Source organism: Vibrio antiquarius (genome assembly GCF_000024825.1).
GTDB classification, from domain to species: domain Bacteria; phylum Pseudomonadota; class Gammaproteobacteria; order Enterobacterales; family Vibrionaceae; genus Vibrio; species Vibrio diabolicus.
Genome location: NC_013457.1, coordinates 342,802 through 368,946, shown reverse-complemented (window position 1 = coordinate 368,946; position 26,145 = coordinate 342,802). Strand labels below are relative to the sequence as shown.

The following is a 26,145-nucleotide window of genomic DNA, read 5'->3' as shown; positions in this document are numbered from 1 at the left end:
GATTGAAAATGATAATTATTTTCAAGTGTGATGTTTATGTATTTTCTTATTAGCTTGCTCGTATTTTTTTTACTGTATATCAGGACAAAGCCGAATTCGTGGTGCTCGGGAATTCATATTGTGAGCCACATTTTCATGGTTATATTTTGTCCAACGATTTATGTCATTCAATATTTAATCGTCACGTTTTTCTCGTCACCAATATTGATTAAGTTGTCATCACGTTCAGGTGTATACAACATTCTTATTGCTTTTCTTCCATTATTAATTGCAACCGGTAGTTTGGCGTTTAGCTGAGCGTTTTCATCTATCTTCTTTTTTAAAACGACTACACTTATACGGAATAAGACATCAATTTCATATAATTAATCGATATTGCGGTGTTAGGACATGTGTCACATTTCTGTGACTACTAGTAAGTTTTACTTACTTTGCTCATTAGTGCGCCATTTATCGATTGTTTAATGAGTTGATACTTAGTCTAATCGTCTAAAGGTGTGCAGTATGCCGCACTAAATCATTTAAAAACTATCTAAAAAGGTTAATGGGAAACGTAGGCCATTAGCGGAGGTCAGATGAGTACGCAAACCGTGCCGCAGAACGCGATTGTAAATGCCGTCAAAGGTGAAGTCTTGGTTTTAGGTCTGGATGGAAAAGCCAGGTCTATAAAAGCGGGGGATGAGTTAATATCTGGCGAAGTGATCATTACTGAAAATAACGCTTCTCTTGATGTACAGATACATAATGAGCTGTATCTGGTTGATGCTAATTGTGTCGCGTGCCTTCCAGAACCTTCTTTTGAACAACCAGAAACCTTGCTGCAATCTCCAGTTAATGGCCAGGTTACTTTCGATCCAACAGCTATCGAAGGTGCTAACTTTGACGCTAATGATGTCGCGGCCATCCAACAGGCCATTTTAGATGGTGCTGACCCGACTGCTATTTTGGAAGCAACGGCTGCTGGTGCTGGCGCTGAAGGCTCAGCCAATGCTGGCTATGTGACCGTTGAATATAATAATCCGGAAGTACTTGCCTCCACCTTTTTTGAGACGTCAGCGACTCGTAGCGGTGTAGAAGAACGCGATGAAGCTGATGATTTAGATGTCACTATTTTTGCCGATGGCGGACAATCACTGCAATCTAGCGTAACAGAAGGCTCAATTTCTCTATCAAGCTATCCGCAAACCATTTCTTCTAGTGTGCTGATTGAAGCAGGAGATCTCGCACTTGATACCGCTTCATTTGTACCTGAAACGTCCTCATTAGAGTCTCTGTTAACCGAGCTAAATAGTGATATTACCTCTGCTGGTCAGCCAGTGGCGTTCGTTTATGACGAAGCGCAAAATGCTATTATCGGCACTCAAGAAGGTAACGAAGTGCTTCGTATAGAGATCGAAGCGACATCTTTAGGCCGTGATTTAGAGTTAGAGGTCGTTACCACGATTAGCCAGGGCATTGACCATGTCGCGTCTGTTTCTGATGGCCAGGTATCGATCGTCAGTGATCAAATCAATATCGCTTTTGACATTACAGGCGCAGATATTGGTGGTAACAGCATTCAAGCACCTATCGATTTCACGACAACTGTTATTGATGGCGATGATCCGGCGCCGCAAAACGTTACTTTCGAAAACGTTGAATCTTCTTCTACTCCGATTACTGGCACTTTTGTTGATATTGGTAGTGATCAATTGGCAACGGTCACATTTAATCAAGAAGGACTTAGTCAATTTGATGGCCTATTGAGTGATAATCAGGCAACAGAGGCGGTACTCTCTGAAGACGGCAGCACTATCACCCTGTCCATTGCAGGCTCTAATGAAACCGTTTTAACCATCAGTCTGAATACTGATGGTACCTACCAATTTGAGCAATTTAAGCCGTTAGAACAAACAAACGGTGAAGATACGATTGAGCTCTCTTTGCCAACCACAATCGTCGATTTCGACCAAGATACGGCAAGTAACACCTTTACGATGACCATCCTTGATGGCGATAACCCGGTGATTGAAAACGTGACGGGATTGTCTTTAGACGAGGCGGGGGTTGACCAGGGTTCACAGGAAGGCGCGGTAGTAACAAGTGGCACTGGGTCGATCACGACAGCGGTCGGTAGTGACATCATTGATCACTATGAGTTGGAGCCTACAGAGTTTAATGTTGGTGGAGAACTCCAATCTCAAGGGCAGGTTGTTCAACTGGAACTAGCGTCAGAGAGCAACGGCGTGCGCACTTACGAAGGCTTCATCGAGCTGGATGGCGTGCGTATCACAGTATTTGATGTGGCGATTGATGCGCCTGTATTGGGCGAATACCAATTCAACTTGTATGAACAACTCGACCATACGGGTGTTAACGATGACTCGATTACTTTCTCATTGCCAGTTTACGCGGTAGATGCAGATGGCGACCGCTCCTCGATTACCGACGGTTCGAACACACCAGAAGCGGCGCAAATTGTCATTCAAGTTCAAGATGACGTTCCTTCGATTGATGGCGTTGATGCGCTAGCCGTCGATGAAGACGATTTATCAAGCATCGGCTCCGATCAAAGCGACTCTGTGCTCGCGCAAGGTAGCTTCACGACGACTCAGGGCTCAGACCGTGTTGTAAGTTATCAATTAGAGAGCGGCACTGATCCACTCAATGGGTTGGAATCACAGGGTCGATCTATCTCTCTGACGGAAACTGTCAACTCAGATGGCAGCTTTACCTATTCTGCAACGGCAGAAGGGGACGATATCTTCACCTTACAAGTGAACCCTGACGGTTCTTATTCATTTGCTCTGGAAGGTCCAATCGATCATGCTGTGGGTAGCGATAGCTTAACTCTAGACTTCACTATTGTCGCAACGGACTTTGACGGTGACACCAGTTCACTTGTTCTACCGGTAACCATTACAGATGATGTGCCAACCATTAACGACGTTGTTGCTCTTACCGTCGATGAAGATGACTTAAGTTCGGTAGGCTCTGACCAATCACAGCCAACGCTGGTTGAAGGTCAGTTCACGACGACTCAGGGCTCAGATGGCGTCGTACAGTATCAGTTGGATGTAAAAGCTGATCCTTTAAATGGCCTGCAATCTCAAGGTCAAACCGTCTCCATTGCCGAAACGCAAAATGCAGACGGCAGTTACACCTACAGCGCAACGGCAAATGGCAGTGCAGTTTTCACATTAATTTTGAATACCGACGGCTCGTACAGTTTTGAGTTGCAAGGTCCAATCGACCATGCGGCAAATAGCGACAGTTTAACTCTTGATTTTAGCGTTATTGCGACAGACTTCGATGGTGATACAAGCCAAATCGTACTGCCTGTTACCATCGTGGATGATAAACCGACCATTACCGATGTTGATGCGATTACTGTTGATGAAGATGATTTAGGCACGATTGGCTCAGATCAGACAGACCCGATTTCAATTGATGGCAACTTTACTACCACGCAAGGCTCGGACCGAGTGGTGAGCTATCAGCTCGATGCTTCCGCAACACCAGTTAATGGCCTTACATCACGAGGCGTGGCGGTCACGCTGACTGAAACCGCAAATGGCGACGGCAGCTTTACCTACAAAGCAACGGCAGGCACAGAAGCAGTCTTTACGCTGACGGTGAATACTGATGGTTCTTACAACTTCACGCTAGAAGGGCCAATTGATCATGCTGTCGATAGCGACGAGTTGACGCTCAACTTCCCAATCATCGCGACCGACTTTGATGGTGATACCACAAACGCCACGATCCCTGTGACGATCGTGGACGATAAGCCAGTTATTACTGACGTAGATGCCATTACGGTTGATGAAGATGATCTAGCGTCAATTGGTTCAGACCAAAGTAATCCAATTTCTATTGATGGCAGCTTCACCACCACGCAAGGCTCAGACCGTGTGGTGAGCTACCAACTTGATACTTCAGCAACACCAGTGGACGGTTTAACATCGCAAGGTGTGGCTGTCACACTGACAGAAACCGCAAACGCTGACGGCAGTTTCACTTATGAAGCGACAGCGGGTGGCAACCCAGTATTTACTCTGACAGTAGATACTGATGGCTCTTACAACTTCACGCTAGAAGGGCCAATTGATCACGCGGTTGATAGTGACGAGCTGACACTGAACTTCCCAATTACCGCAACCGACTTTGATGGCGACACCGTTACTGAAACCATTCCAGTCACGATTGTTGATGATGTACCGATTATTACAGCGGTTGATGCGCTGAATGTTGATGAGGATGACCTTAACGTTATAGGTTCCGACCCAGGCGGCGATCTATTCGTTAAAGGCGCGTTTACCACCACACAAGGCTCTGACCGAGTGGTGAGCTACCAACTGGATTCAACCTCTGATCCTGTCGCGGGCCTGATGTCTCAAGGTGAGGCGATTACCTTGGTCGAAACGGCTAATGGTGACGGCAGCTTTACCTATGTCGCGACCGCAGATGGTAATCCTATTTTTACCCTAAACGTCGCAACGGATGGTACGTACGACTTTACGCTTCAAGGACCAATCGACCATGCGGCCAACAGCGACAGCCTAACCATTGATTTCCCGATTATTGCCACCGATTTTGATGGTGATACGGCCACGGCAACTATTCCAGTCACGATCACGGATGATGCACCAGTTATCGATAACGTCGTGCCGCTGGCTGTGGATGAAGATGATCTCTCAGGTATTGGCTCAGACCAAAGCGACGCTGTTTATGTAGAAGGTGCGTTCACGACCACTCAAGGGTCAGACCGTGTGGTGAGCTACCAACTTGATTCAGCTTCTGATCCTGTTTCGGGGTTAACCTCCCAAGGTGAGCCTGTTACTTTGGTTGAGACTGCGAATGCCGATGGCAGCTTCACTTACGTGGCTACCGCGGATGGCAATCCGGTCTTCACCATGAATGTGAATGCTGATGGCACATACAACTTCCGTCTGGAAGGGCCAGTCGATCACGCGTTAAACAGCGATGAATTAGTTCTGAACTTCCCAATCATTGCAACAGACTTTGATGGCGATACGACGACGGCGACCATTCCAGTCACGATTAATGATGACGTTCCAACCATTGATAACGTTGTTCCACTGACAGTAGACGAAGATGATCTCGCCTCAATTGGCTCAGACCAAAACAATGATGCGTTTATGTCGGGGTCTTTCACCACAACTGAAGGCTCAGACAGCGTTGTTAAATACCAGCTTGATGCAACAGCAGATCCAGTTGCAGGGTTGACCTCTCATGGTGAGCCTGTCGCGCTTGCTGAAACTGCTAACGGCGACGGTAGTTTTACTTACACAGCCACAGCAGATGGCAATGCCGTATTTGAATTAGTGCTGAAGCCAGATGGCAGCTACACCTTTACTCTGCTAGGTCCACTAGACCATGCGATGAATAGCGACAGCCTACAAATCGATTTCCCGATTATCGCAACAGACTTTGATGGCGACACTTCAACTAAAATACTGCCTGTCACTATTGTTGATGATCAGCCAAGCATCATTAATGTTGATGCGATCAGCGTGGATGAAGATGACTTGGCTACGATTGGCTCTGATCAAAACGAGTCCGTGTCGATTGATGGTCACTTTGTCACGATGGGTTCTGATCATGTTGTGCGTTATCAGTTAGACGCGTCCTCTAACCCTATTAATGGCTTAACCTCACACGGGGTAGTGGTGACAATGACGGAAAGCGCGAATGCGGATGGCAGTTTCACCTATACCGCTACCGCAGGATCAGAAGCCGTATTTACCTTGACGGTGAACAGCGACGGCAGTTACAACTTCACGCTTGAAGGTCCAATTGACCATGCAACAGGTAGTGATGAGCTGACGCTGAACTTCCCAATCATCGCGACGGATTTTGATGGTGATACCACCACAGAAACGATCCCAGTCACCATCGTCGATGACAAGCCGACTATTACTGATGTCGATGCGATTACCGTTGATGAAGATGATTTAGCCACGATTGGCTCGGATCAAAACGATCCAATATCAATCGATGGCAACTTCACCACAACGCAAGGCTCTGACCGAGTGGTAAGCTATCAGCTCGACGCTTCTGCAACACCAGTGGATGGTCTGACATCACAAGGCGTGGCGGTCACGCTGACTGAAACCGCAAATGGCGACGGCAGCTTTACCTACAAAGCAACGGCAGGCACAGAAGCAGTCTTTACGCTGACGGTGAATACCGATGGTAGTTACAACTTTACGCTTGAAGGTCCAATCGACCACTCGGTAGATAGCGATGAGTTGACACTCAACTTCCCAATAATCGCAACAGATTTTGATGGCGACACGTCAGTTGAGACAATTCCTGTCAAGATTGTTGATGACAAGCCAACACTTGGTGGCATCGAAGCAACAAGTGTGCAAACGGTTGATGAGGACGATATCCCAACGGTAGGATCTGATGGTACGCAGGCGAACAGTATTGCCGGTAACTTCATCGCGACTGATGGCTCTGATGGCATTGTAGAGTATGGTGTTTCTGACCTAACGACGCCAGTACAAGGCCTGACCTCTGGTGGTCAATCACTGGTCATGGTTGAAGTATCAAACGCAGGTGGCGTTTCAGTTTACGAAGCTCGTATTGATGGCACGACGACACCAGTATTCCGAGTGACCCTCGATGCCTCTGATGATAGCTACACGTTCGATTTGCTCGCTCCTCTCGATCATCCAAATGCTGATGGCCAAAATGAACTGGTCATCAATTTGCCGATAAACGCGACGGACTTTGATGGAGACGAGTCGAACGACATCACCTTACCAATTATGGTTGTGGATGATGTTCCGACCATTGATGGTTTACTAGCAGGCAGCGAACAAACCGTTGATGAAGATGACCTACCAGCAGGTACTGATGCTGCAAGTGCAGAAGATACTGTTATTTCAGGTACTTTTGATATCACTGAAGGTGCTGACCAAGTTGCTTCTATTCAGCTGAGTGACCTGACCACGCCTGTTGCGTCACTGACTTCAGATGGTGAAGCTATCACCTTAGTTCTGTCTTCTAGCGCAAACGGTGTGAACGTATACCAAGGTGTTGCTGGCAATCCTGCTGAAGTGGTTTTCGAACTGACGTTGGATGCAACGAACAACACCTACGAGTTCGATTTACAGAAGCCGCTTGATCATCCAGATGGTAATCAGCAAAACGAGATTGTTATTAATCTCCCTGTGACGGCGACAGATAATGATGGTGATACTTCACCAGCCTTCACATTGCCAATTACCGTTGTGGACGATGTTCCAGTTGTTACCAATATTGAAAGTCTACGTGTCGACGAAGATGACTTACCTCTTGGTTCTGATGGCACTAAAGAGCCATTAACGGTATCGGGTGAATTTGAAGTAACCAGCGCAGATGGTATTGATGCTTTCGAATTGGATCTGAGCTCAAATCCTATCCCGAATCTGAAATCGGGTGGGGAAGACGTCACGCTTTCTCAAGACGTTAGTGCTTCAACTGCTGACGCGCTTGTTTACGTGGGACAAACTCCGAGCGGAGTGACTGTTTTTACGCTGACACTTCATCAAGATGGTAAATACGACTTTGAGTTATCTGGTCAGTTAGATCACGCGGTTAACTCTGATGAGATTTTGTTGAATCTACCTGTGAAGATTACAGATGGCGACAACGATACCATCACTGCGACCTTGCCAGTGACCATCGTAGATGACAAGCCAACCATTGATGCTATTAGCTCTGGTAGTACCTTGTCTGTGGATGAGGATGATATTCCAAGCCAAGGTTCGGACGACACGCCAGAATCCAATATCATTGGCGGCAACTTTGACGTTACGGATGGTGCTGATTCTATCGTTAGCTTCCAGTTGGATAGCTTGACGTCGCCTGTTTCTGGACTTACCTCAGGTGGTCAACCGCTTGAATTGGTTGAGTTCTCAAATTCAAATGGTGTGATTGAGTACCGAGCCTATGTACAAGGTACGACGGATACCGTCTTTAAACTGACGCTAAATGGTTCAGCAGACAGCTATGAATTTGAACTGTTGGGTGCACTTGATCATCCTGCGGGTAACGATGAAAACTCGTTAGTCATCAACTTCCCAGTCAACGCGACCGATTTCGACGGCGATGTGTCCAATAACATCACCTTGCCGATCACCGTGGTGGACGATGTTCCAGCTATTGTGAAAGTGACAGACTCTAGCCAACAAACCGTTGATGAAGATGATCTTGCCGGTGGCTCTGATACGACAAGTAATGATTCTACGGTATTAAACGGCGGATTTGAGGTCGTTGCTGGTGCAGACAAGATTGTCAGCTACCAAGTTTCTGACCTCGATGCAGTCGTGTCAGGCTTAACGTCGAATGGCAGCAGCATCGAGTTGAATCTAGTAGGCACCAATGGTGGAGTAACCAGTTACGAAGCGGTGATTACTGGCACATCAACTAAGATCTTCACGCTGTCTCTTGACGCGAATAACGACAGTTACCAGTTTGAACTGTTGGGCCCAGTCGACCATGACGCTGTTCAAGGTGAAAACAACCTTGTCATTGATATCCCAATTACAGTCACAGATTTTGATGGTGACACGTCATCATCACTGAACCTTCCAATCACCATCGTTGATGACATTCCCGAAATTAAATCAGCAGATGCTTTGGCTGTTGACGAGGATGACCTCGCTAATGGCTCTCAGGCAACCAACAAAGACAGCCTTGAAGCAACGGGTAATTTCGATACGGTGGAAGGGGCAGATACCGTTGTCTCTTACCAGTTGGATCTTACTTCTAACCCGATCCCGGGAGTCACTTCAGGTGGTCTTGCGGTGACGTTAGTTCAAACCGCGGTAAGCAACAACAACTTTACTTATCAAGGTCAAACACCTGATGGTAACTCAGTGTTCACGCTAGTTTTGAGCGCTGACGGCTCTTACAAGTTTACACTCGAGGGGGCGCTAGACCACTCAACCCAAGGCGAAGATACTCTCATACTCGATCTTCCAGTCTTTGCTACAGATGTCGATGGCGATACGGCAGGTATTAACTTACCAGTGACGATTACCGATGATGTTCCAACCTTGTACGATGCATCTATTTTGCGTGTTGAGGGACAAGGCAGCCGCACGGTTCACTTATTCCAAGATCCTGTAGAAGCTGATGACGATCTTGGTGCTGACGGCGCACAAGTGACTTCATTTTCGGCTGATGATTCAGGCATTTACTTTAAGCAAAACGGTGTTGATTCCGATTCTGTCGATTTGAACGGCAGCGACCAAGTCGTATTTGTTCACAAGGTTCTTGACGGAGTGGATACTGAAATCGGTCGTTTGGTTGTTCGAACTGATGGCAGTGTGTCATTCCGTCCTAATGACGATCTTGACCATACCGAAACCGACTCGATTGATTTCACCATCAACGTTGTTGCAACCGATGGTGATGGCGATATCGCAGATGCCGATGTGGATATCTCGATAAGAGACCGCAATGCGCAAATTGACACGTCTACCGTTAATGCGTTCGAGGACCAAGGGCGTGATGGTGTCGTTGTGGGCGTTGACTCTGCAAATACGCAGGACAACTTGTCGACGCTGGATGTGACGCCGGCGAAAGTCGACTTGGTTATCAATTTACACGATATCGACCGTAACGAGAGCTTAGGTGACATCACGATTCGAGATGCAAGCACGCACAACGGTACTTTCTATTACCGAGATGGCAGCGGTAACTTCATTGAACTGACACCAGTAGGCGATACGGTTGTTCTCGATGCGTCGAATGTCGAGCAATCATTTAGTGGCGAGCTTGTCTCGTTAGATAACTTGTACTTCGTACCAGATCGTCATACCTCGACCGATGCTTCTGGTATCGATCCTCGTATCCGTGTGGAAATTCTTAACAATGGTACGCCAGATCATACGATTAATGGTCGTTTAGACATTGAAGTTGCTGCCGTTGCAGATATTGCGACTTGGACGACGAGCAGCGAGTTTAACTATTCTGTCGATGAAGACGGAAACAACGTCGCACTTAATATCACGGCGGAAACTCAGGATACTAGTAATCCTGAAGATATAGTGTACGAGCTCGTCTTTACACAAGGGGAAGGTAACGCAGAGTTAGTATATTCGGATGGTAGTGCGATTCCACAAACTGGTGGTGTTTATCTCGTAGATGCCAGCCGAATTGGTGACGTTCAAATTGACCCAATCGATAATTTCTCGGGCGAAATCAAGATTGATGTAACCGCGATTACAACAGAAAACAATAATCCGTTATCAGGGAAGGAAACGGCACGTTCAGAGACAGAAACTATCATCATTGATGTTAACCCAATCGCGGACCCAGGTAGTTTTACAGTCAACCGAATCAATGTCTTTGAGGATAACGCTCGAACTCAAGACACCGTCAATCCTGTCACGGATCATGATCCACTTCAGTTAAGTGAAGTGATTACCATGAAGCCGTCTGCGGATTTAGATGGTTCTGAAGCACTGTTTGTGCGTATTTCTGACTTCTCAATTGATGGCGTTACGTTAGTGTGGCTTGATTCAGCAAACCCAAGCCAAATAGTGGAAGTGACCGATTCAAGCGGCAATGTACTCTATTACGAAGTGCCAGAATCTGAGTTAGCCAACGTCGAAGTGCTTCCTCCGTTGCACAGCAATGATGACTTTACTTTCAACGTTGAAGGTATCGTAAAAGATACGGCATCGTTATCTAGTGGGGTTGCCGAGGATATGTTGTCACTAGGCAGCAAAACAGTGATCGTCGGTGTGAAAGGCGTAGCTGACATACCATTTATTGAGCTTAATGATAAATCAGGGATCTGGCATGAGTTTAATGACGGCAATGTGAGAGGTATTGAGACTAATATCGATGAGAATGGTCAAGTAGAGTTGGGCTTTAGTGTCATCTCTGGCGAGTTACCAGATAACCCGAATGATCACTCAGAGTCGGTTACGGTTCTGCTGTCCAATATTCCGGCAGGTGTCGAGGTATTTGATAGCGATGGTGCATCCGTCGATCTGACCTTTGTAGGCTATGACGCGCAAAATCAGCCAATCTATGAAGCCAATATCACCACGGCGAATATTAATTCTGGAATTGTTATTAAACCGGAAGCGTCATCGACGGAGAACATTCATATTACAGCGACGACGATCGTCACAGAGAATGATGGTCACAGTCGAACCTCATCGGGTGAGATCCGAATTATTGTCGCTCCTGTCATTGATGCGCAAGATAACTACACGGTTCAATCAGAAGGTGATGAAGATACACGCTTTAATATTGATTGGAAGCCAACGTTGGCTCAAAGCCCTGATACAGACGAGTTCTTTAGTGATGTGACGATTTCTGGATTTCCTCCAGGCAGCACGGTTTATGTCGATGGCGTAGCACAAACATTGGTTTCTGGAACATTAACACTTTCGCCACTAGCGAACGAGTCGGAGCAAGACTTTTCTGCTCGAATCTCTCAAAGCGGGTATGTCCAGGTGCAATTAGAGCAAGACTCTAGTACTGACTTTGATTTGAATACTACGGTGACGGTGAAAGAGATTGACCACGAATATGTCGATGCTTCTAATCCAGGGCAGGGAATTGCAGAAAAAACCATCAATGGCATGGTGCATGTCCAAGTCAATCCAATCGTTGAGCCAGAAAATACAACAGGATCGCTAGACGCCCAGACACGTTTGCTTGTTACTGAAAGCACTGGCGTTGTCACTGACATCGTGAAGTCAGATGGCCAAGGGAACATTGATTTTACGATCAATACTTCAACGGGTGGGGAGTCTGGTGCGAATATCATCAAATACCAAGAGTTTGACGCCTCTTCAGATGAAGTGGTGACTCAGCTTGTTGTTCAGTTCCACAATGTCGACCCTGAGATTCTCAATCAATTGGTCATTGTTGGTGCATTGAACGAAGGCGGCGGTCGATGGACAGTCATTGACGAAGAAAACTTCTCGATTAAAGCGCCTTCGGGTCTTGATTTAACGCCAAACGACGACAGCGATGATGGTGACAACGGCGGTCTATCTCAAATTGGGTTAACCATTTATGCCGAGGTCAACGATTTAGGTGAAGATGCCGTTGAAAAAGACGCAACAGTAGTAAGAGAAACTGACGTGACACTTGAGTTTCCGACGGTTCTCACGCCGCAAACGAGTGTTGCCGCTGAAATTCAGGTGGCTGATGACGTCCAAATTGAAGCATCGGAAGATAATGCGATCGACCTTGGCACTCAATTGACGTCGAAAGTCGATGCGATTAATGCGGATGGTGTGGAAGATGTTTTGACTGTTGTTATTGATCCATCTGCACCCGGTATTCCTCCAGGCTTGGTGATAACAGGCACTGATATCGATTTTGTCAATGGTAAATACGTTTTCCAAGCAGATATTGATGCTAGTGGCAATATCACGGGTTTGGACGGTTTAACGATGCACTTGGCAGAAGATTACGCTGGTGATTTCGAATTGCCTGTGAGGTTTGTCACCAAAGACACAGAGTCTGGCGACGAAAAAGAAAACAACGTGCGAATTCCAGTTCAGGTTTTACCGATTGCAGATGTTCCGAGTTCGGCGGGTGATCAGCCATTAGATGGTGATGTTACACCAAATGTGACAGTGGATATCACAGGTACTCTCGGTTTAGACGCGAACAAACAACCCGTTGATGACCTAAATAACGATGTACCAACGGCGGATGGTGTGGGTTATGAAGATGGTTTAATCCAGCTTAATCTGAATGTCGATTTTGCCGACCGTTATAACAATATCCAAGGTGGTCAGGAAACGCTAACGAATATTAAGTTAGCACTCGATGACACAACACTGGGGGAGTTTGTTGACGCAAATGGCAATAGCTTAGGGACAAGTATTGAGTTTAATGAAGCAGAGATTTTAGCGGGTGCGCTTGATAATGTTCTGTTTAAGCCGAAAGAAAATTATCCCGTAGGTGGGGGACAAAACACCGTCAAGATTAATATCGAAGGAGAGATCACGGACGAGGCTGTATTTGATCAGTCTATCCTAAATAACCCTGGCGATAATATCGATATAAGAACTTTTACTGATGACGTGACATTCGAAGTTACGCCAGTGGTGGACGATATTACGATTACAGGTGCCGATCCTACGAAGCCAATTACCGTGGTTGGTGACGAAGATACTTTAATTTCGTTGAATCAATCAGGCTCAGGGGTTTCGATCAGCTTAAACGATAATGATGGCTCTGAAAGTTTCGTTTCACTCAAGTTAACAGGGATCCCTGATGATTTTGTCGTGCAATCCAATTCCTCTGATTATGTTGTTAAGAACAACGGCGGAGGAGAATGGAGTATTCAGCTAAAAGACCTTACTCAGACATCCGTTGATTTGAGTGACATCCAAATCAAACCGCCGAAAAACTTCAGTGGCGAGGCAGAGATTGGCATTACCGTGTTCATCCAAGAAGAATTGTTACAAGTACCAACAGAGCGAACTAATAACTTTACGCTGGTTGTGAATCCTATTGGCGATGATGTCGATGTGAATCCTGATACTTCAGCTGCGGGGAATGAGGGAGAAGATATTGTTATCAACGTCAATGCGCTGGTGGTTGATAACAAAGAGTCCATCGGAGATGGCGCAACCTACCAGGAAAATGATCCAGAGACGCTGAGAGTTGAGATTTCAAATGTCCCTGATGGGGCGAGTGTTTCATTACCTGATGGAACGGTGTTTACTGACCAAGGAAATGGCGTCTTCGTATTAGAAATCGATGCTCAAGATTTGGATCAAGTGGTCTTTAATTCTGGTGATCGCAACGATAACTCATGGGGTGGGTCACTGCATTTCAAAGTGCAAGCGGTTGATACCGGGCTCGATGGTCGCCAAAGTTTAGGTTCAGCCGAGGAGTTTGACGTAGCTGTTGATGTTGAAGCGGTGAATGATCGACCGGAGTTCGCGAATGTCATTGACGTTGAAACACCAGAAGACAACGCTATCCTGCTGGATACATTTGGTATTTCGGATGTGGATGCGGTACTTGATGATCCTACCGCAGAGTATGTCTTGAATATTGCTGTCGATAGCGGTTACTTGGCGCTCGAACCATCGATTATTGCCAATTACGGATTGACGGTTTCTGGAGACGGCACGGGTTCAATTGAACTGAAAGGAACCGTATCTGACCTTAACGCCGCTATCGCTGATGGTTTAGTGGAGTTTAACCCAGCGCTTAACTTCTTTGGTAACGTCAATGTCGACATCTCTGTCGATGACCAAGGCAACGAAGGTATCGTGATTAGCGGTGTCGATGAAACACTCAATTCAAATAGTAGCCAATTTGTAATTGAAGTCACAGAGGTGAATGATGCGCCAACAACATCGGAAGTGACGTTGACAAGTATTGATGAAGACAGCGGCGCTGTTATTGTTACCGCAGCAGACTTGCTGGTTAATGCGGTTGATATTGAGTCGGACAATTTAACCGTTAGCAATGTTACGCTTGTCGACCCTGCAGCAGGGACGCTTACTCAACTGAGCTCAACGGAGTGGAGCTTTGAACCTGCTCCTGATTTTTACGGGGATGTAAGCTTTAATTACGATATTACGGATGATGGCATGACCAATGGCGTCTCGGATCCGAAGACCGTCAGTGGCTCAGCCGTGATGACAGTGCAGGCGATTAACGATGCTCCGGAGATTGATGGCTCAATGGTCACAAATACGATTGTGGAGTCATCGGATCAAAAAATCTCAGGTATCGAAATTACCGATGTTGATTTTGCAGGTATTCATGAGAATGAAATCATGACGGTGTCACTCAGCATCGATGAGGGTGATATAAGTGTCGTTGTCCCGGCGGGGAGTGGCATTACTCAAGGCGTTGGTTTAGCAGGTGAAACTGTACTGATGGGGACTTTGTCTCAGCTTAATAGTCTTTTCGCTTCGACGGATCCGGATGTCGGTGTATTTATTGATGCCAGTGACGTGAACAGCAATTCTATTGCGCTTACCGTTACCGCTGATGACAACGGTATCTTCTATGACAACTTAACGGGTTCCTCACTACAAACATCAGAAACGTTTGATATTAACGTAACGCCTGTCGCTGACGTACCAAACTTGGCCATTGATCAGAACTTTAGTTACATTCAAAAAATTAGTGCGAGTCAAAGTGCAAGCCGTCAAGGCATCGCGCTGGTGGGTATTATGGCGGCGTTGACCGATGTCGATGAAGTACTGGCCTTAGAGCTCACTGGCGTGCCAAGAGGAGCCACTATCACGAGTGAAGCTACAACATCGAATATCAGCTTTGATGGTACAACATGGACTGTTCCAGAAGATGAAATTGATACGCTACACATCAATAATGCGATCCCGGGAGATTACGATATTACATTGACTGCGGTTTCTACTGCATCAAATGGTGACCAAGCGTATTCAACGCCATTAGATATTAATCTAAACGTTACGCTAAATAGTCAAGATATTGATCAGTCTGCTGAAAGTGAAGACAGCTATCTTATTGGTAGTGATGCAGGCATTACTTTAGCAGCAGGTACGGGAGATGATTATATCCTAGGAGGAGATGGAGATGACGTGCTTATCGGCGGACTAGGCTCTGATATTCTGACTGGTGGTGCGGGTAGCGATATCTTTAAATGGACAGAAGACACGGTGGATAATGGTGCGATTGACACCATCACTGACTTTAGCGTCAATGAGGACACCATTGACCTCAAAGACGTGATCGCTGATTTGAATGACCCAACGGCGGGTATTGATGATTTACTTGCGCACATTCAAGCCGATTACGATGCATCAACAGAAAATGTTTCTCTGAACATTACGACGGATGCAAATGTCCAGCAAACCATTGTGGTGGAAAACTTAGGTACATCGATAGACTTCAACGGTCTTAGCTCCAATGAGATTGTAGAGTCATTGCTGAATCACGGTGTTATTGATAACGGATAAATTTGGATTCAACATAAAACGGGCGGCTTCAACAAGGCGTCCGTTTTTATTGGGAGTTATTGGTTTTTATCGAGACTTATTGAATCGAAATAGCACAACATTAGGTAGCAAAAGAGGGCTTGTTACGGATTTGTAGTGACAGGTCGGAACTAAGAAGTTTTAGACGTGAATATCGAGTAAGCTGCCAATAACTTCATTGTTTTTCTCAATGACGGACGCACCCACTCGGTTGTAACCTGCAGCTTGCGTAAGGTTGATGAGTGATTCAACTTTTTGAGAGGGGAGGCTAGGAGTTGAAGCGGTTATTGCGACATCTGCCACTTTAGCCAAATCGATGTTGTGAGAAGCGATCTCTTCTTTCACTTTACCTAAATTATCATTAATGCCATGCGCGGCTTTTTCAGCCATCTGCTGTGACATCTGAACAATTTGGTGCCCAGATTGAATTCCTGATACAGGCATATCACCACTCCCAATACTATGCTAATGAGAGCATAGGTGGAGTTTATAAAACGTTCAAGTGTTTTATATCAATGATTTGATTAAGCAAACAGTTTAGAAAGCATTTCTCGCTCTTCAACAGAAAGTACTGGGTTTTGCGTTTTGTTTAACTTTACGCTTATCTCACCCTGTAATGATTTCAACTGACTCGCCGTTAAATCGCTGAGCTTTTGTTTAAGTTCATTAAATTGTTGTGCGTTCATCTCAATACCCTCGTTGTAATTCGGTTTATCCTTCATTTCCCGAAATTCTTCGTCCTTTGGATACAACATATTTATTCAACCTAGATAGATTAGAATTTGATCGATTGCTTTTTGTCCGAATATTGTCAAGGTGCGTTAAGTGATACGTCAGATTTTTCCTATGAAGGTACATAATTACCCACTTTGGGGTAGATAGAAAAGTAGAAAGAAAAAAGGAAGCGACAATCCGCTTCCCTTTTCTATCCGTGTGTTACTAGTTAACCCTCACTGCAAACTTACTGGCGAGTGAATGTAGCTCTGGGAGCATGCGATAGATAAGGTGAAGTTGCTGCAATACCATGCGAGCGGAACTATCATCTTCATCTCGCCACTCATTTAAGCGTTGCTCAAGTCCTGCGTCGTCAATATTAGATAAATCGCACTCTTCGCAATGCTGGTGAAGCTGTTTATGGAGAACGTCTAAATGCTGATGAATACAGCGGTGCGCATCTAAAACGAGCTTATGAATTGACTCATCTTCAATGCGAGTTCGGTGCGCACCAAGAGCAGAAATATAGTTCAGCATTGCGTGATTTAACGTTAAGAAGCGGAAGCTCTCATCAACGGCAGCACGATATTTACCAGGTTCCGCAAGCATTGTACTGATGGCAGAAGAAAGTGAGGCATCACTGTTATGGGCCTGACGACGAGCAATGCGATAGCTCAAGTTGTCCTTTTTACCAATTCGATACTGACCAATGATCTGATCGAGATACTGTTTGTTAGCATCTATCGCATCCGACATGACTTTGTGCAGCCTTCTCGATTGCCAATCTGGCAAAATAACCAGTACGGCTCCTACAGCAAGCACACACCCGATGAGGGTATCGGCCAGTCGAGGAAGCACAACCGCGTAACCTTCACCTAACTGGTTGAATAAGAAGAGGACCAGTAGTGTGATAAAACCAGTTGCGTATCCGTAATTGTTCATCCGAAAGGCGAAAAACATCACGCCAGAAATAACGATGAATACTAACTGGCTTTCTTGAGAAGGGAAGAAAGTCAGTAATGGTACGCCAATTAACAAACCGGCTAATGTGCCTATGACTCGCGCTGTCAGCTTTTGACGCGTTGCACTGTAGTTTGGCTGACACACGAAGAGAGTGGTTAAGAGTATCCAGTAACCTCGGTCGATGTTGAATACTTGAATGATTCCATAACCAATCGTCAAGGCAATCGACATACGCAATGCGTGTCGAAACAGCATCGAATCTTTGTGTAAATTCGCGGATATACGCTGCCACATGGCTTTTAATGTGTGCGGGTTAGTATCGGCGAGCGTATCTTCCTCTAGGCCCTCAACATCTGGGTTGTTAATGTTATTCAGTTGCTTTTCTACCGTCGCTAAGTTATTGAATAAATATGTTAACTGCATTAGCAGACGTTTCCAGTGTCCTTGCTTTTGTTCTTCTAAGTAAGCAAGTGAATTTTGCACTTCAGCTAAGGCCAAGATGGACTGATCGGTATGTGAGTATTCATTCCCTAGCTGAATCGCTAATGCAATATCACGACACGCTTGGGCTTGAGATTCCAAAAGATATTTAAAGCGAAACAGCACATCAGAACGTTCAAATTCAGTTGCTAAATCTTGATAGCGGTAATGGCTAGAGCTGACTCGTTCGTGGATGTCTTGAGCGATGAAGTAGATATTTAAGAATCGGTCACTAGGGCCATCAATGTGGCCGCGTTTCGAGCGGTTTAGTAATGTGGCTTTGCAAGCGTTTAGCGCCATCACCGTCGCTGCGTTGCACTTTGCGGCTTCAATCCGAAGTGGCTGTGGCGTTAGGTTGGAGACAGGGTGAAAAAGCTTGGCTTTCGCATCGAGATAATTTGCCATTTGGAAGAACACATTGGCTAAGCTTTGTTGCACAGGCTGAAGAGGCCAAAATATCTGCCAAATCATCGACATGAAGTAATACCAAGCCGCACCAGTTAAAAGCAGCAGTGGCTGAAACCAAATGTTGGTACTCTCATGTGCGCCAAGCATGGTGTAAATGGCGATCAGCAAAGAGCCAAAAGCAATGCTCGCATATTTAGGACCTATCGCCCCAAGAATGATAAAACCAAAGGTTGAGATAAATAACCCTAATGCAAATGCCCAAGGGGTGTCGAACAAGATTTCAATTGAGAAAGCGGCGAGCGCAAAACAGAGAAAGGTCAGAATCAGCGCTTTGATGCGCCCAGTGAAGCTGTCATCACTCTCTGCCAAAGCAGCAGCAATAACGCCCAATATTAGCGGCGTGATCAGCGTATTTTGCTCGAAGTACCAAGTCGGGATAACCACACCCAGTAAGGTGATTAGGATAAGAACGCTGTAATTTATGGTCTTGTTTGCCCAATAGAGCCGAAATTTAAAAGTTGCTTGCACAATGCGCCTTATGTTTCCGATGAAGAACGGGGGAATACTACCAAAACCACTATAGCGCGTTTATGATTTACTTTAAGAAAAATTCGTTGTTGCTGATAAAATCAACAGGGATGTCATTGACTTATACTAAAGCAGCCATGCAATATGTCTATAATTGTAAAGTCAGCTTCAAATAGAATGAGCTTTAGGTTACTAAATCGACAGTAATGTGAATTTTATTAAAGAATAAAAGAAGATGCTTACTTAGGTGCTCGCCATTGCTACAATTTGGCGCCTTAAAATGATATAAATCGACAACTTCTAAATTAAAAGGCGCACGTTTCATGCAGCTCACTGCCACTAGCAAAGCACAGTTTTTTATTCAAAATGAGTACCATCACGTCGAAATAAAAGAGAACAGTGTTTTATTAAGCTCAATAGGCAGTGAAGAACATATTCCTTTTACGATCTGGAATGGCAAAGTTAGCGTAAAGCGTGGGTTGTTATGGAGCTCTTTGCAGTTTTTTGCTCATGAGCACGAAGGCAAACAACAAAGCTGGCTAGTACAAGGGCTACCGTGGCCACAATGCCGTAAGTTTGCTCTTGAAGCTGTTCGTCAGTATCAAGAATGGCACAATACTCAGTGCCGAAAACTGGCTGAGTATCTACCTAAGTGGGAAGAAGAGCTCTACAAACTTAAGCATCTTCCTGCCTATCTATCGCACTCTCAAGTGGTCTCCTGGGTGGAAAGTCTTAACCAAGAGTTAAGCGAAATGAAAACCACTCTAGAAGAAGCCAAAATGCGGATGCCGAATCGCATGGCGGAAATCGAACCTTGGCTTATTGATACGTCTGCGACGCTTGGTGAGCGTAATCGTGATTGGCTTGAGGAAGAACGTCCGAATTGGGAAGTGCTGTTTAATCGCATAGAATCTTCGCCTTTAAACTTATCCCAGCAATATGCGGTGTTGCTCAACGATGATCACAACTTAGTCCTTGCTGGCGCAGGCTCTGGCAAAACCAGTGTTTTAACGGCTCGAGTTGCATACTTGTTGCAAAGCCACCAGGCTCAAGCAGAAGAGTTGCTTATGCTGGCTTTCGGTCGTGATGCCGCGACTGAAATGAAAGAGCGTTTAGTGGATAAAGTAGGCATGGCCGCAGACGGTGTGCGTGTGAATACGTTCCATCAACTAGGCTTATATATACTTAATCAAGTTGAGCAACAGCCTGTTGAGATCAGTCCGTTGGCGTTAGATGACAACCAGCGAACGGCATGGTGTGTAGATTGGCTGAAAAAGCATTGGATGACGCCTACTAACTTTAAACGTTGGCAAAAACATTTAGACAAATGGCCGATTGCCTATTTAAAAGGGGACGATGAGTTAGGAAGTCACTCAGAAAACCCAAAACTGATCGCGTGGCTAGACTCTCAGTTGTCTCACTTAGCTGCGGTAGGGCTAACCAAAAAGCAAGTGCAAGAAAAGTTGGTAAATCACCAAGACTATACTCGTTTAAACAGCGAACTTGCCTTGTGTTGGCCATGTTTTACGGCGTGGCAGAAAATGCTTAAAGAAAGCAATCAAGTGGATTTCCCTACCATGATCAGTCGTGCGACAGATTATGTAAATAAAGGGAAATTTGTATCCCCATGGCGCTTCATTATGGTCGATGAGTACCAAGATATCTCTCCAGACCGTTTAGCACTGATTGAAGCACTGTGTGAATCCACACAGAAACAAGCGGGTGCGACGTTGTTTGCGGTTGGTGATGACTGGCAGGCCATCTATCAGTTTGCTGGTGCGGACGTCGATCTTATCACTGGGTTTAAAGAGCGCTTTGCTCACTCTACCGTTCATCATCTAGATACGACTTATCGTTTCAACAATCAGATTGGTGATGTGGCAAACACTTTTGTTCAGCAAAACCCATCGCAATTGCCGAAAACACTAAATAGCCACAAGCAACGTAAGCAGAAGAGTGTGCATACCGCACCGAGTAACCAAGTTGAAAAGATCTTGGATCAATTGAATCAACAAGCCAAGCAAACCAAGTCAGTCTTATTGTTAGGACGTAATCATTATCATAAGCCCGACTTGTATGACGATTGGTTGCGACGTTTTCCTAATCTCGATATTCGTTTTATGACTTGCCATGCGAGTAAAGGGCGAGAGGCTGATTTTGTCATTATTCTTTCTGTGGATGAGGGGCAATTCCCTGCGAAGAAGAAGCAAATTCACATTGATGGCGCATTGACCGAGTCTAAAGACAAATTCCCTCACGCAGAAGAGCGCAGGCTGTTTTACGTGGCGATTACGCGTGCGAAAGAGAAAGTTTGGATTACGCACACTGGCGCTGGGTCCGCATTTGTTCAAGAGCTCGTCAATGGTGATTATCCGATCATCACTTCGCGTTGAAGGCTGAGTTCTGAATTTTAGAAATAATAAAGGCGATACTCAGTATCGCCTTTACGTTATTCGGTTGGCATCAAAGCTTACATGCGTTCAGCAAGATACGCTTCGTAATCCGGTACTTCAATATCCACTTCTTGCTCAAGAAGAGGGGAGTTAAACAAGAACTTAGCGGTGGCTCGGTTCGTTGCCACAGGAATATTCCAAACGCTAGCAATACGAAGAAGCGCTTTAACGTCTGGGTCGTGAGGTACGGCGTTTAGCGGATCCCAGAAGAAAACGAGAACGTCGATCTTACCTTCTGAAATGAGCGCGCCAAGTTGTTGGTCACCGCCCATTGGGCCACTGATCATGCTCTTAATCGCCAGTCCAGTTTCTTTGCTCAACATGTGTCCGGTTGTGCCAGTCGCGTAAAGAAAGTGACTCTGCAGTTTTTCTTTGTTTTCTTTTACCCAGCGAAGTAGCTCAGGTTTGCAGTTGTCATGGGCAACCAAAGCCACATGTTTGTGGGTTGGCATGGTACGAATGGTTTTTTGCATCAAGATGTTTCCGTTTGTATGATTTTAAAATTGTTGTTATTCAATAGAACACGTTTTTTGTCTTTCAATCAACAGCCTTAACACGGAATGTCGGCCTATATTCTGACGGAGATAACGATTCTTCGATCGTATCGTCATGAAGCGTCTTCGGAGTCAGTGGTTTGATCGTTGGTGAGGCATGTTTGTCATACTCTTTGCCCCTTAAGTAATGTGCTGCTTGCATGACGGAAAGCCTGCCTTGCTGCACCATTTTATCTGTTGGTGCGAAGAGCACTTTGTTACGCAATAGTCCTCGGTAAACACCGTGACTTAAGTACACAGAAACCAAACCGATCTCCTCAGCTTTGCCTGCGCTACGCAGTTCACTGATAGCGGCTTCAATCGCAACCGCGCTGCCAACGATATAATCTATATTTCCCATATCAATCACACGTTGAACCAGGTTACGCTGTAACTCTTTGTCGTTGTCTGCCCAAAACGAGTCAACGATGTTGATATCGCTTTCTTGGATCGCTTCATAAAATCCGGCAGTCACGGGCTTCGTACCTCCACGAGTACGCGGCCCCAAAAGTAAGGCAATATTTGTTTTTCCTGATCCCTTTGGGTGGCGAGCAGCCAGATATTTTCCTGCTTCGTATCCCATCCAGTGCCAGTCAACACCGACCGTACCTTTTAACAGCTCACTTTGCTCTTCATCCAGATCGAGTTGGTTCACAGTAGCAAAGACAGGAATGTTTCCGACCCAATTCTTAAGCGAATGTTCATAGGCCTGTGGGTCCACGGTCCCAAGGACAATCGCATCTGCTCCCCATTGGCTGCACAGTGCGAGTTGTTGCTCTTGACGCGTTTTGTTGGGATAGCCGCCTGCTTCAAGGACTCTCAGCTCGACGCCTTCTTTTTTCGCTTCGGACACCATTCCATAGTTTACGGATAACCAGTATGAATCCTTTAGGTGAGGGTAAATGGCACATACTTTTTCTGCTGCAACCACTGGTAAAGAAGCGACGAGGGCTAATGTGACTGCTGAATGTTTGAAAATTGTGCGAAATGCGTGTTGATTTTTAACCATGAAATGAAGTTCGTTGGCATAGATTAAGTAAACACTGCAAAATATAACGTAATATGTCGCTGAACACGAACATTAAGGTCATGAAAATATGTTGCTAGCAACCGCAAGCATCGGTCGTAAACTCTTGTTGTCTTTCATTGCGATGGCAATGCTGGTTATGTTATCGGCACTTATTGGTGTGTCTGGATTTTCTTTAGTTGCCAAGACGGAAAGAAATGTCGTGGATTCTGCAATTCCCGCCATGATTGAAGCGAGGCAAGTCTCTGAGTTGAGTACTCGCATCATTTCGTCTGTACAACTGTTATCAAACGCAAGAAACGAGCAGGAAAGAAAAGAGTCTGGGCGTGTGCTTTTCGAACAGCTCGAATCATTGCTTACTCATATCAAAGAGCTGGGGAGTGAGTCGTTTGATTCTCAATTGCTAGAAGATCTCGAGAATAACGTCCAGAACGTTATCGACAACTTGGCAGAACTTGGTGTTTCGGTTGAAAGAAAGCTGTGGCTGGCAAAAGAGATTGATACTCGTGTCGAAGAGATGCGCTTACTGAGTGAAGAGTTGGAACAGCTAACTCGGACGCAAGTTCAGAACACGAGCACCATTGCCGTTGCTAACGTCACACATATCTATGACTTATTAGAATCGAATAAAAAATCGCAAGTTTATCAGGCACTAGATGCGCTGGTGGAAGTGGATCTAGATCTGACAGAGCGATTGCATGAGCTGCACTTATTGGCTTTTAAAATGCTGAATCAAATTGAAGAAGCTCGCACATTAACCAATATTGAGCGCATCCAGCAGGTGCAAAGTGATTTTGAAAGTAATCTCAAAATCATGAAGCGCCGTGTGCTTGCCGTGGAAGATCCCACTCGCTCTAAACAAATGAGCCAACTACTAACAGAGCTCGGTAAGCGTCAGGTCGTGTTCACTATTTTGATGCAGCAGTATGAGAATAACGAACAATCTCAACAACTGATGCAAAAGACACTGGAATTGTTTTCGGAGCTGAATGGCACCGTAAACAAATTGGTTGATGATTCAAACAAAACGACAACCGTCGCTGTGGATGAATTGACGAGCACGCTGAAATTCGCTCAGTGGTCTCTAACGGTGATTTCAATTGTTGGTTTGATTGTGTTGGTGCTGATTTTATGGCGTGTTGTATACCTTTCTGTGGTTAAGCGATTGGCAGAGTACTCTGCTGCGCTGCTTTCTGTGGCGCAGGGTAACTTAGCCGTCGAGCTGGAGGTAAAAGGCAAAGATGAGCTAGCGCATATGGGGCAAGCTATCATCACGGCTCGAAATACAGCGCAAGCGCTAAAAGTGGTCGCAGAGGGAGAAGCTCAAGCCAAGCGAGAGCTCGAAGAGCACAAAGAGCATTTGGAAGAGCTCGTTGAGCAACGCACTTCGCAGTTAAAACAAGCGAACCGCCGTTTGAATGAAGAGGTTTTGAATCACGCGAAAGCTCGTAAGCAAGCAGAGCAAGCGAGTCGAGCTAAATCAGCATTCTTGGCGACCATGAGCCATGAGATCAGAACGCCGATGAATGGGGTGCTCGGAACGGCACGTCTGTTGATTGACTCCGGCCTCAATCCTATTCAAAAGCGTTATGCGGAAATCATCAACCGCAGTGGTAAAACGTTGCTCGCGATTCTGAATGATGTGCTGGACTACTCCAAGATTGAAGCTGGGCATTTAGAGATTCGCCACATGGGCTTCGATTTACACCAAATGGTTGAAGACACTTTCCAGTTGATGAACAGTCGAGCTCAAGAGAAGAGGCTGTTGTTTTCCTATCATATCGAAAGTGATGTAAGTCGCTATTGGAAAGGGGATGTCACCAGAATCAGTCAGGTGCTGAACAACCTCGTCGGAAACGCGATTAAATTTACTGACGAAGGTGAAATTGATATCTATGTTAGCCTCAACCCAGAGGATGAGTCGCAAGTCCTATTCGAAGTATCAGATACCGGGATAGGTATTGCCAAAAAAGATCAGAGAACGTTGTTTGATGCCTTCACGCAAGCCGAAGGTGGGATGAGTCAAACTGGAGGAACGGGGCTTGGCCTTGCCATCAGTAAACGAATCATTGAAGCGATGGGCGGTATTTTAGAAGTCGATTCTGAAGAAGGACATGGCAGTCGATTCTGGTTCTCCATTCCATTAGAGGAAAGTGAACCTGTTGAAACCGGTGCAGTGGCAACCGCGCGCTGCAAAGTGAAAGCGAAAGTCTTGTTGGTAGAAGACAATGAAGTAAACCGAGTGGTTGCGGAAGGCTTTTTAGAAAGCATGGGCCACCAGGTCGTGATGGCAGAAAACGGCTCACAAGCAGAGCAACTGATCAGCACGCAGGATTTTGATATCGCTTTAGTCGACATCAACTTGCCAGACTGTGATGGAACCGAGTTAATCCAACGTTTGAAACAAATTGAATGTAACAAACCAGCCAATAAAGCCCTTGCTGCTACGCCTATGATCGCAGTGTCTGCACACGTTTTTGCCGAAGAAGTTGAGCGCTATTTAGCTGCAGGTTTTGACGGGTATTTACCTAAACCATTGGCAAAAGAAGCTCTAGCGGCATTGATTCAGGACGTGCTGGATGGAAAACCGTTGTTGTTGCCACAAAATGCCGACTGTACCCCGTTTGATCAAACTTCGCCTCAAGAACAAGCGATACAATCAAAGGTTGTTCAAGTCCCTAAAACAGAGGAATCAGATGTGGTCATCATTAACCCGAGCGTGATTGAGTCCGATATGAAAATCTTGGGCAGAGAGAAGATGTTGCACATCATTAATCTGTTCAGAACGACCAGTGCCGATGTACTAAGCAAGCTGCAAGCGTCTGCTGGTGGTAATGACAGTAAAGAAGTGAAGAACCTTGCTCACAAACTAAAAGGCAGCGCAGGGAGTTTAGGGCTTACGGCATTAATGAACTCTTGCCAAGCAATTGAAGCTGCACCTCAACCTTTAGATACCTATATGGCGACTAAAGATCAATTGGCGTCTCAAGTGTCTGAATCAATTCAAGCTCTTGATGAGTTGATGGCGAAGTAAATCAATTGCATCCCAAAAACAAAAACCTCCGGCAAGCCGG

General features: G+C 45.6%; 8 protein-coding genes. 3 read left to right on the top strand and 5 right to left on the bottom strand.

Annotation, left to right across the window (positions count from 1 at the left end; genetic code table 11):
* Positions 1–575: 575 nt before the first annotated feature.
* Positions 576–15,947, top strand: a complete 15,372-nt coding sequence (locus VEA_RS16655) for a retention module-containing protein (RefSeq protein ID WP_006742782.1) — start codon at positions 576–578, stop codon at positions 15,945–15,947.
* 159 nt (positions 15,948–16,106) lie between these two features.
* Here VEA_RS16655 and VEA_RS16650 read toward each other — a convergent pair whose 3' ends face one another.
* The 3 genes from VEA_RS16650 to yccS all read right to left on the bottom strand — a co-directional run bounded on the left by VEA_RS16650 (position 16,107) and on the right by yccS (position 19,058).
* On the bottom strand, positions 16,107–16,409 hold the full coding sequence (locus VEA_RS16650; protein ID WP_005396673.1) for a hypothetical protein: 303 nt from the start codon (positions 16,407–16,409) through the stop codon (positions 16,107–16,109).
* Between the two features lie 80 nt (positions 16,410–16,489).
* The gene (locus VEA_RS16645; protein WP_041853076.1) at positions 16,490–16,720 is read right to left on the bottom strand and encodes a hypothetical protein; all 231 of its coding nucleotides are present in this window, start codon (positions 16,718–16,720) and stop codon (positions 16,490–16,492) included.
* Between the two features lie 184 nt (positions 16,721–16,904).
* Positions 16,905–19,058 carry a YccS family putative transporter gene (yccS, locus tag VEA_RS16640; RefSeq protein WP_006742783.1) on the bottom strand — a complete coding sequence of 718 codons (2,154 nt, stop codon included), beginning with the start codon at positions 19,056–19,058 and terminating at the stop codon, positions 16,905–16,907.
* Between the two features lie 323 nt (positions 19,059–19,381).
* Here yccS and helD point away from each other — a divergent pair, with 323 nt between their 5' ends.
* Positions 19,382–21,451 carry a DNA helicase IV gene (helD, locus tag VEA_RS16635; RefSeq protein ID WP_006742784.1) on the top strand — a complete coding sequence of 690 codons (2,070 nt, stop codon included), beginning with the start codon at positions 19,382–19,384 and terminating at the stop codon, positions 21,449–21,451.
* 77 nt (positions 21,452–21,528) lie between these two features.
* On the opposite strand, the gene VEA_RS16630 is transcribed toward helD, so the two are convergent.
* Both VEA_RS16630 and torT read right to left on the bottom strand, forming a co-directional pair.
* On the bottom strand, positions 21,529–21,984 hold the full coding sequence (locus tag VEA_RS16630) for a methylglyoxal synthase (protein ID WP_005376571.1): 456 nt from the start codon (positions 21,982–21,984) through the stop codon (positions 21,529–21,531).
* Positions 21,985–22,048: 64 nt separating this feature from the next.
* Positions 22,049–23,053 (bottom strand): TMAO reductase system periplasmic protein TorT, encoded by a 1,005-nt coding sequence (torT, locus tag VEA_RS16625; protein ID WP_006742785.1) that lies wholly within the window; start codon positions 23,051–23,053, stop codon positions 22,049–22,051.
* An 88-nt stretch (positions 23,054–23,141) separates the two neighbouring features.
* Between torT and torS the strand changes: the two genes are divergently transcribed.
* Positions 23,142–26,105, top strand: coding sequence for a TMAO reductase system sensor histidine kinase/response regulator TorS (gene torS, locus VEA_RS16620; RefSeq protein ID WP_006742786.1), 2,964 nt, complete (start codon positions 23,142–23,144; stop codon positions 26,103–26,105).
* Positions 26,106–26,145: the final 40 nt, after the last annotated feature.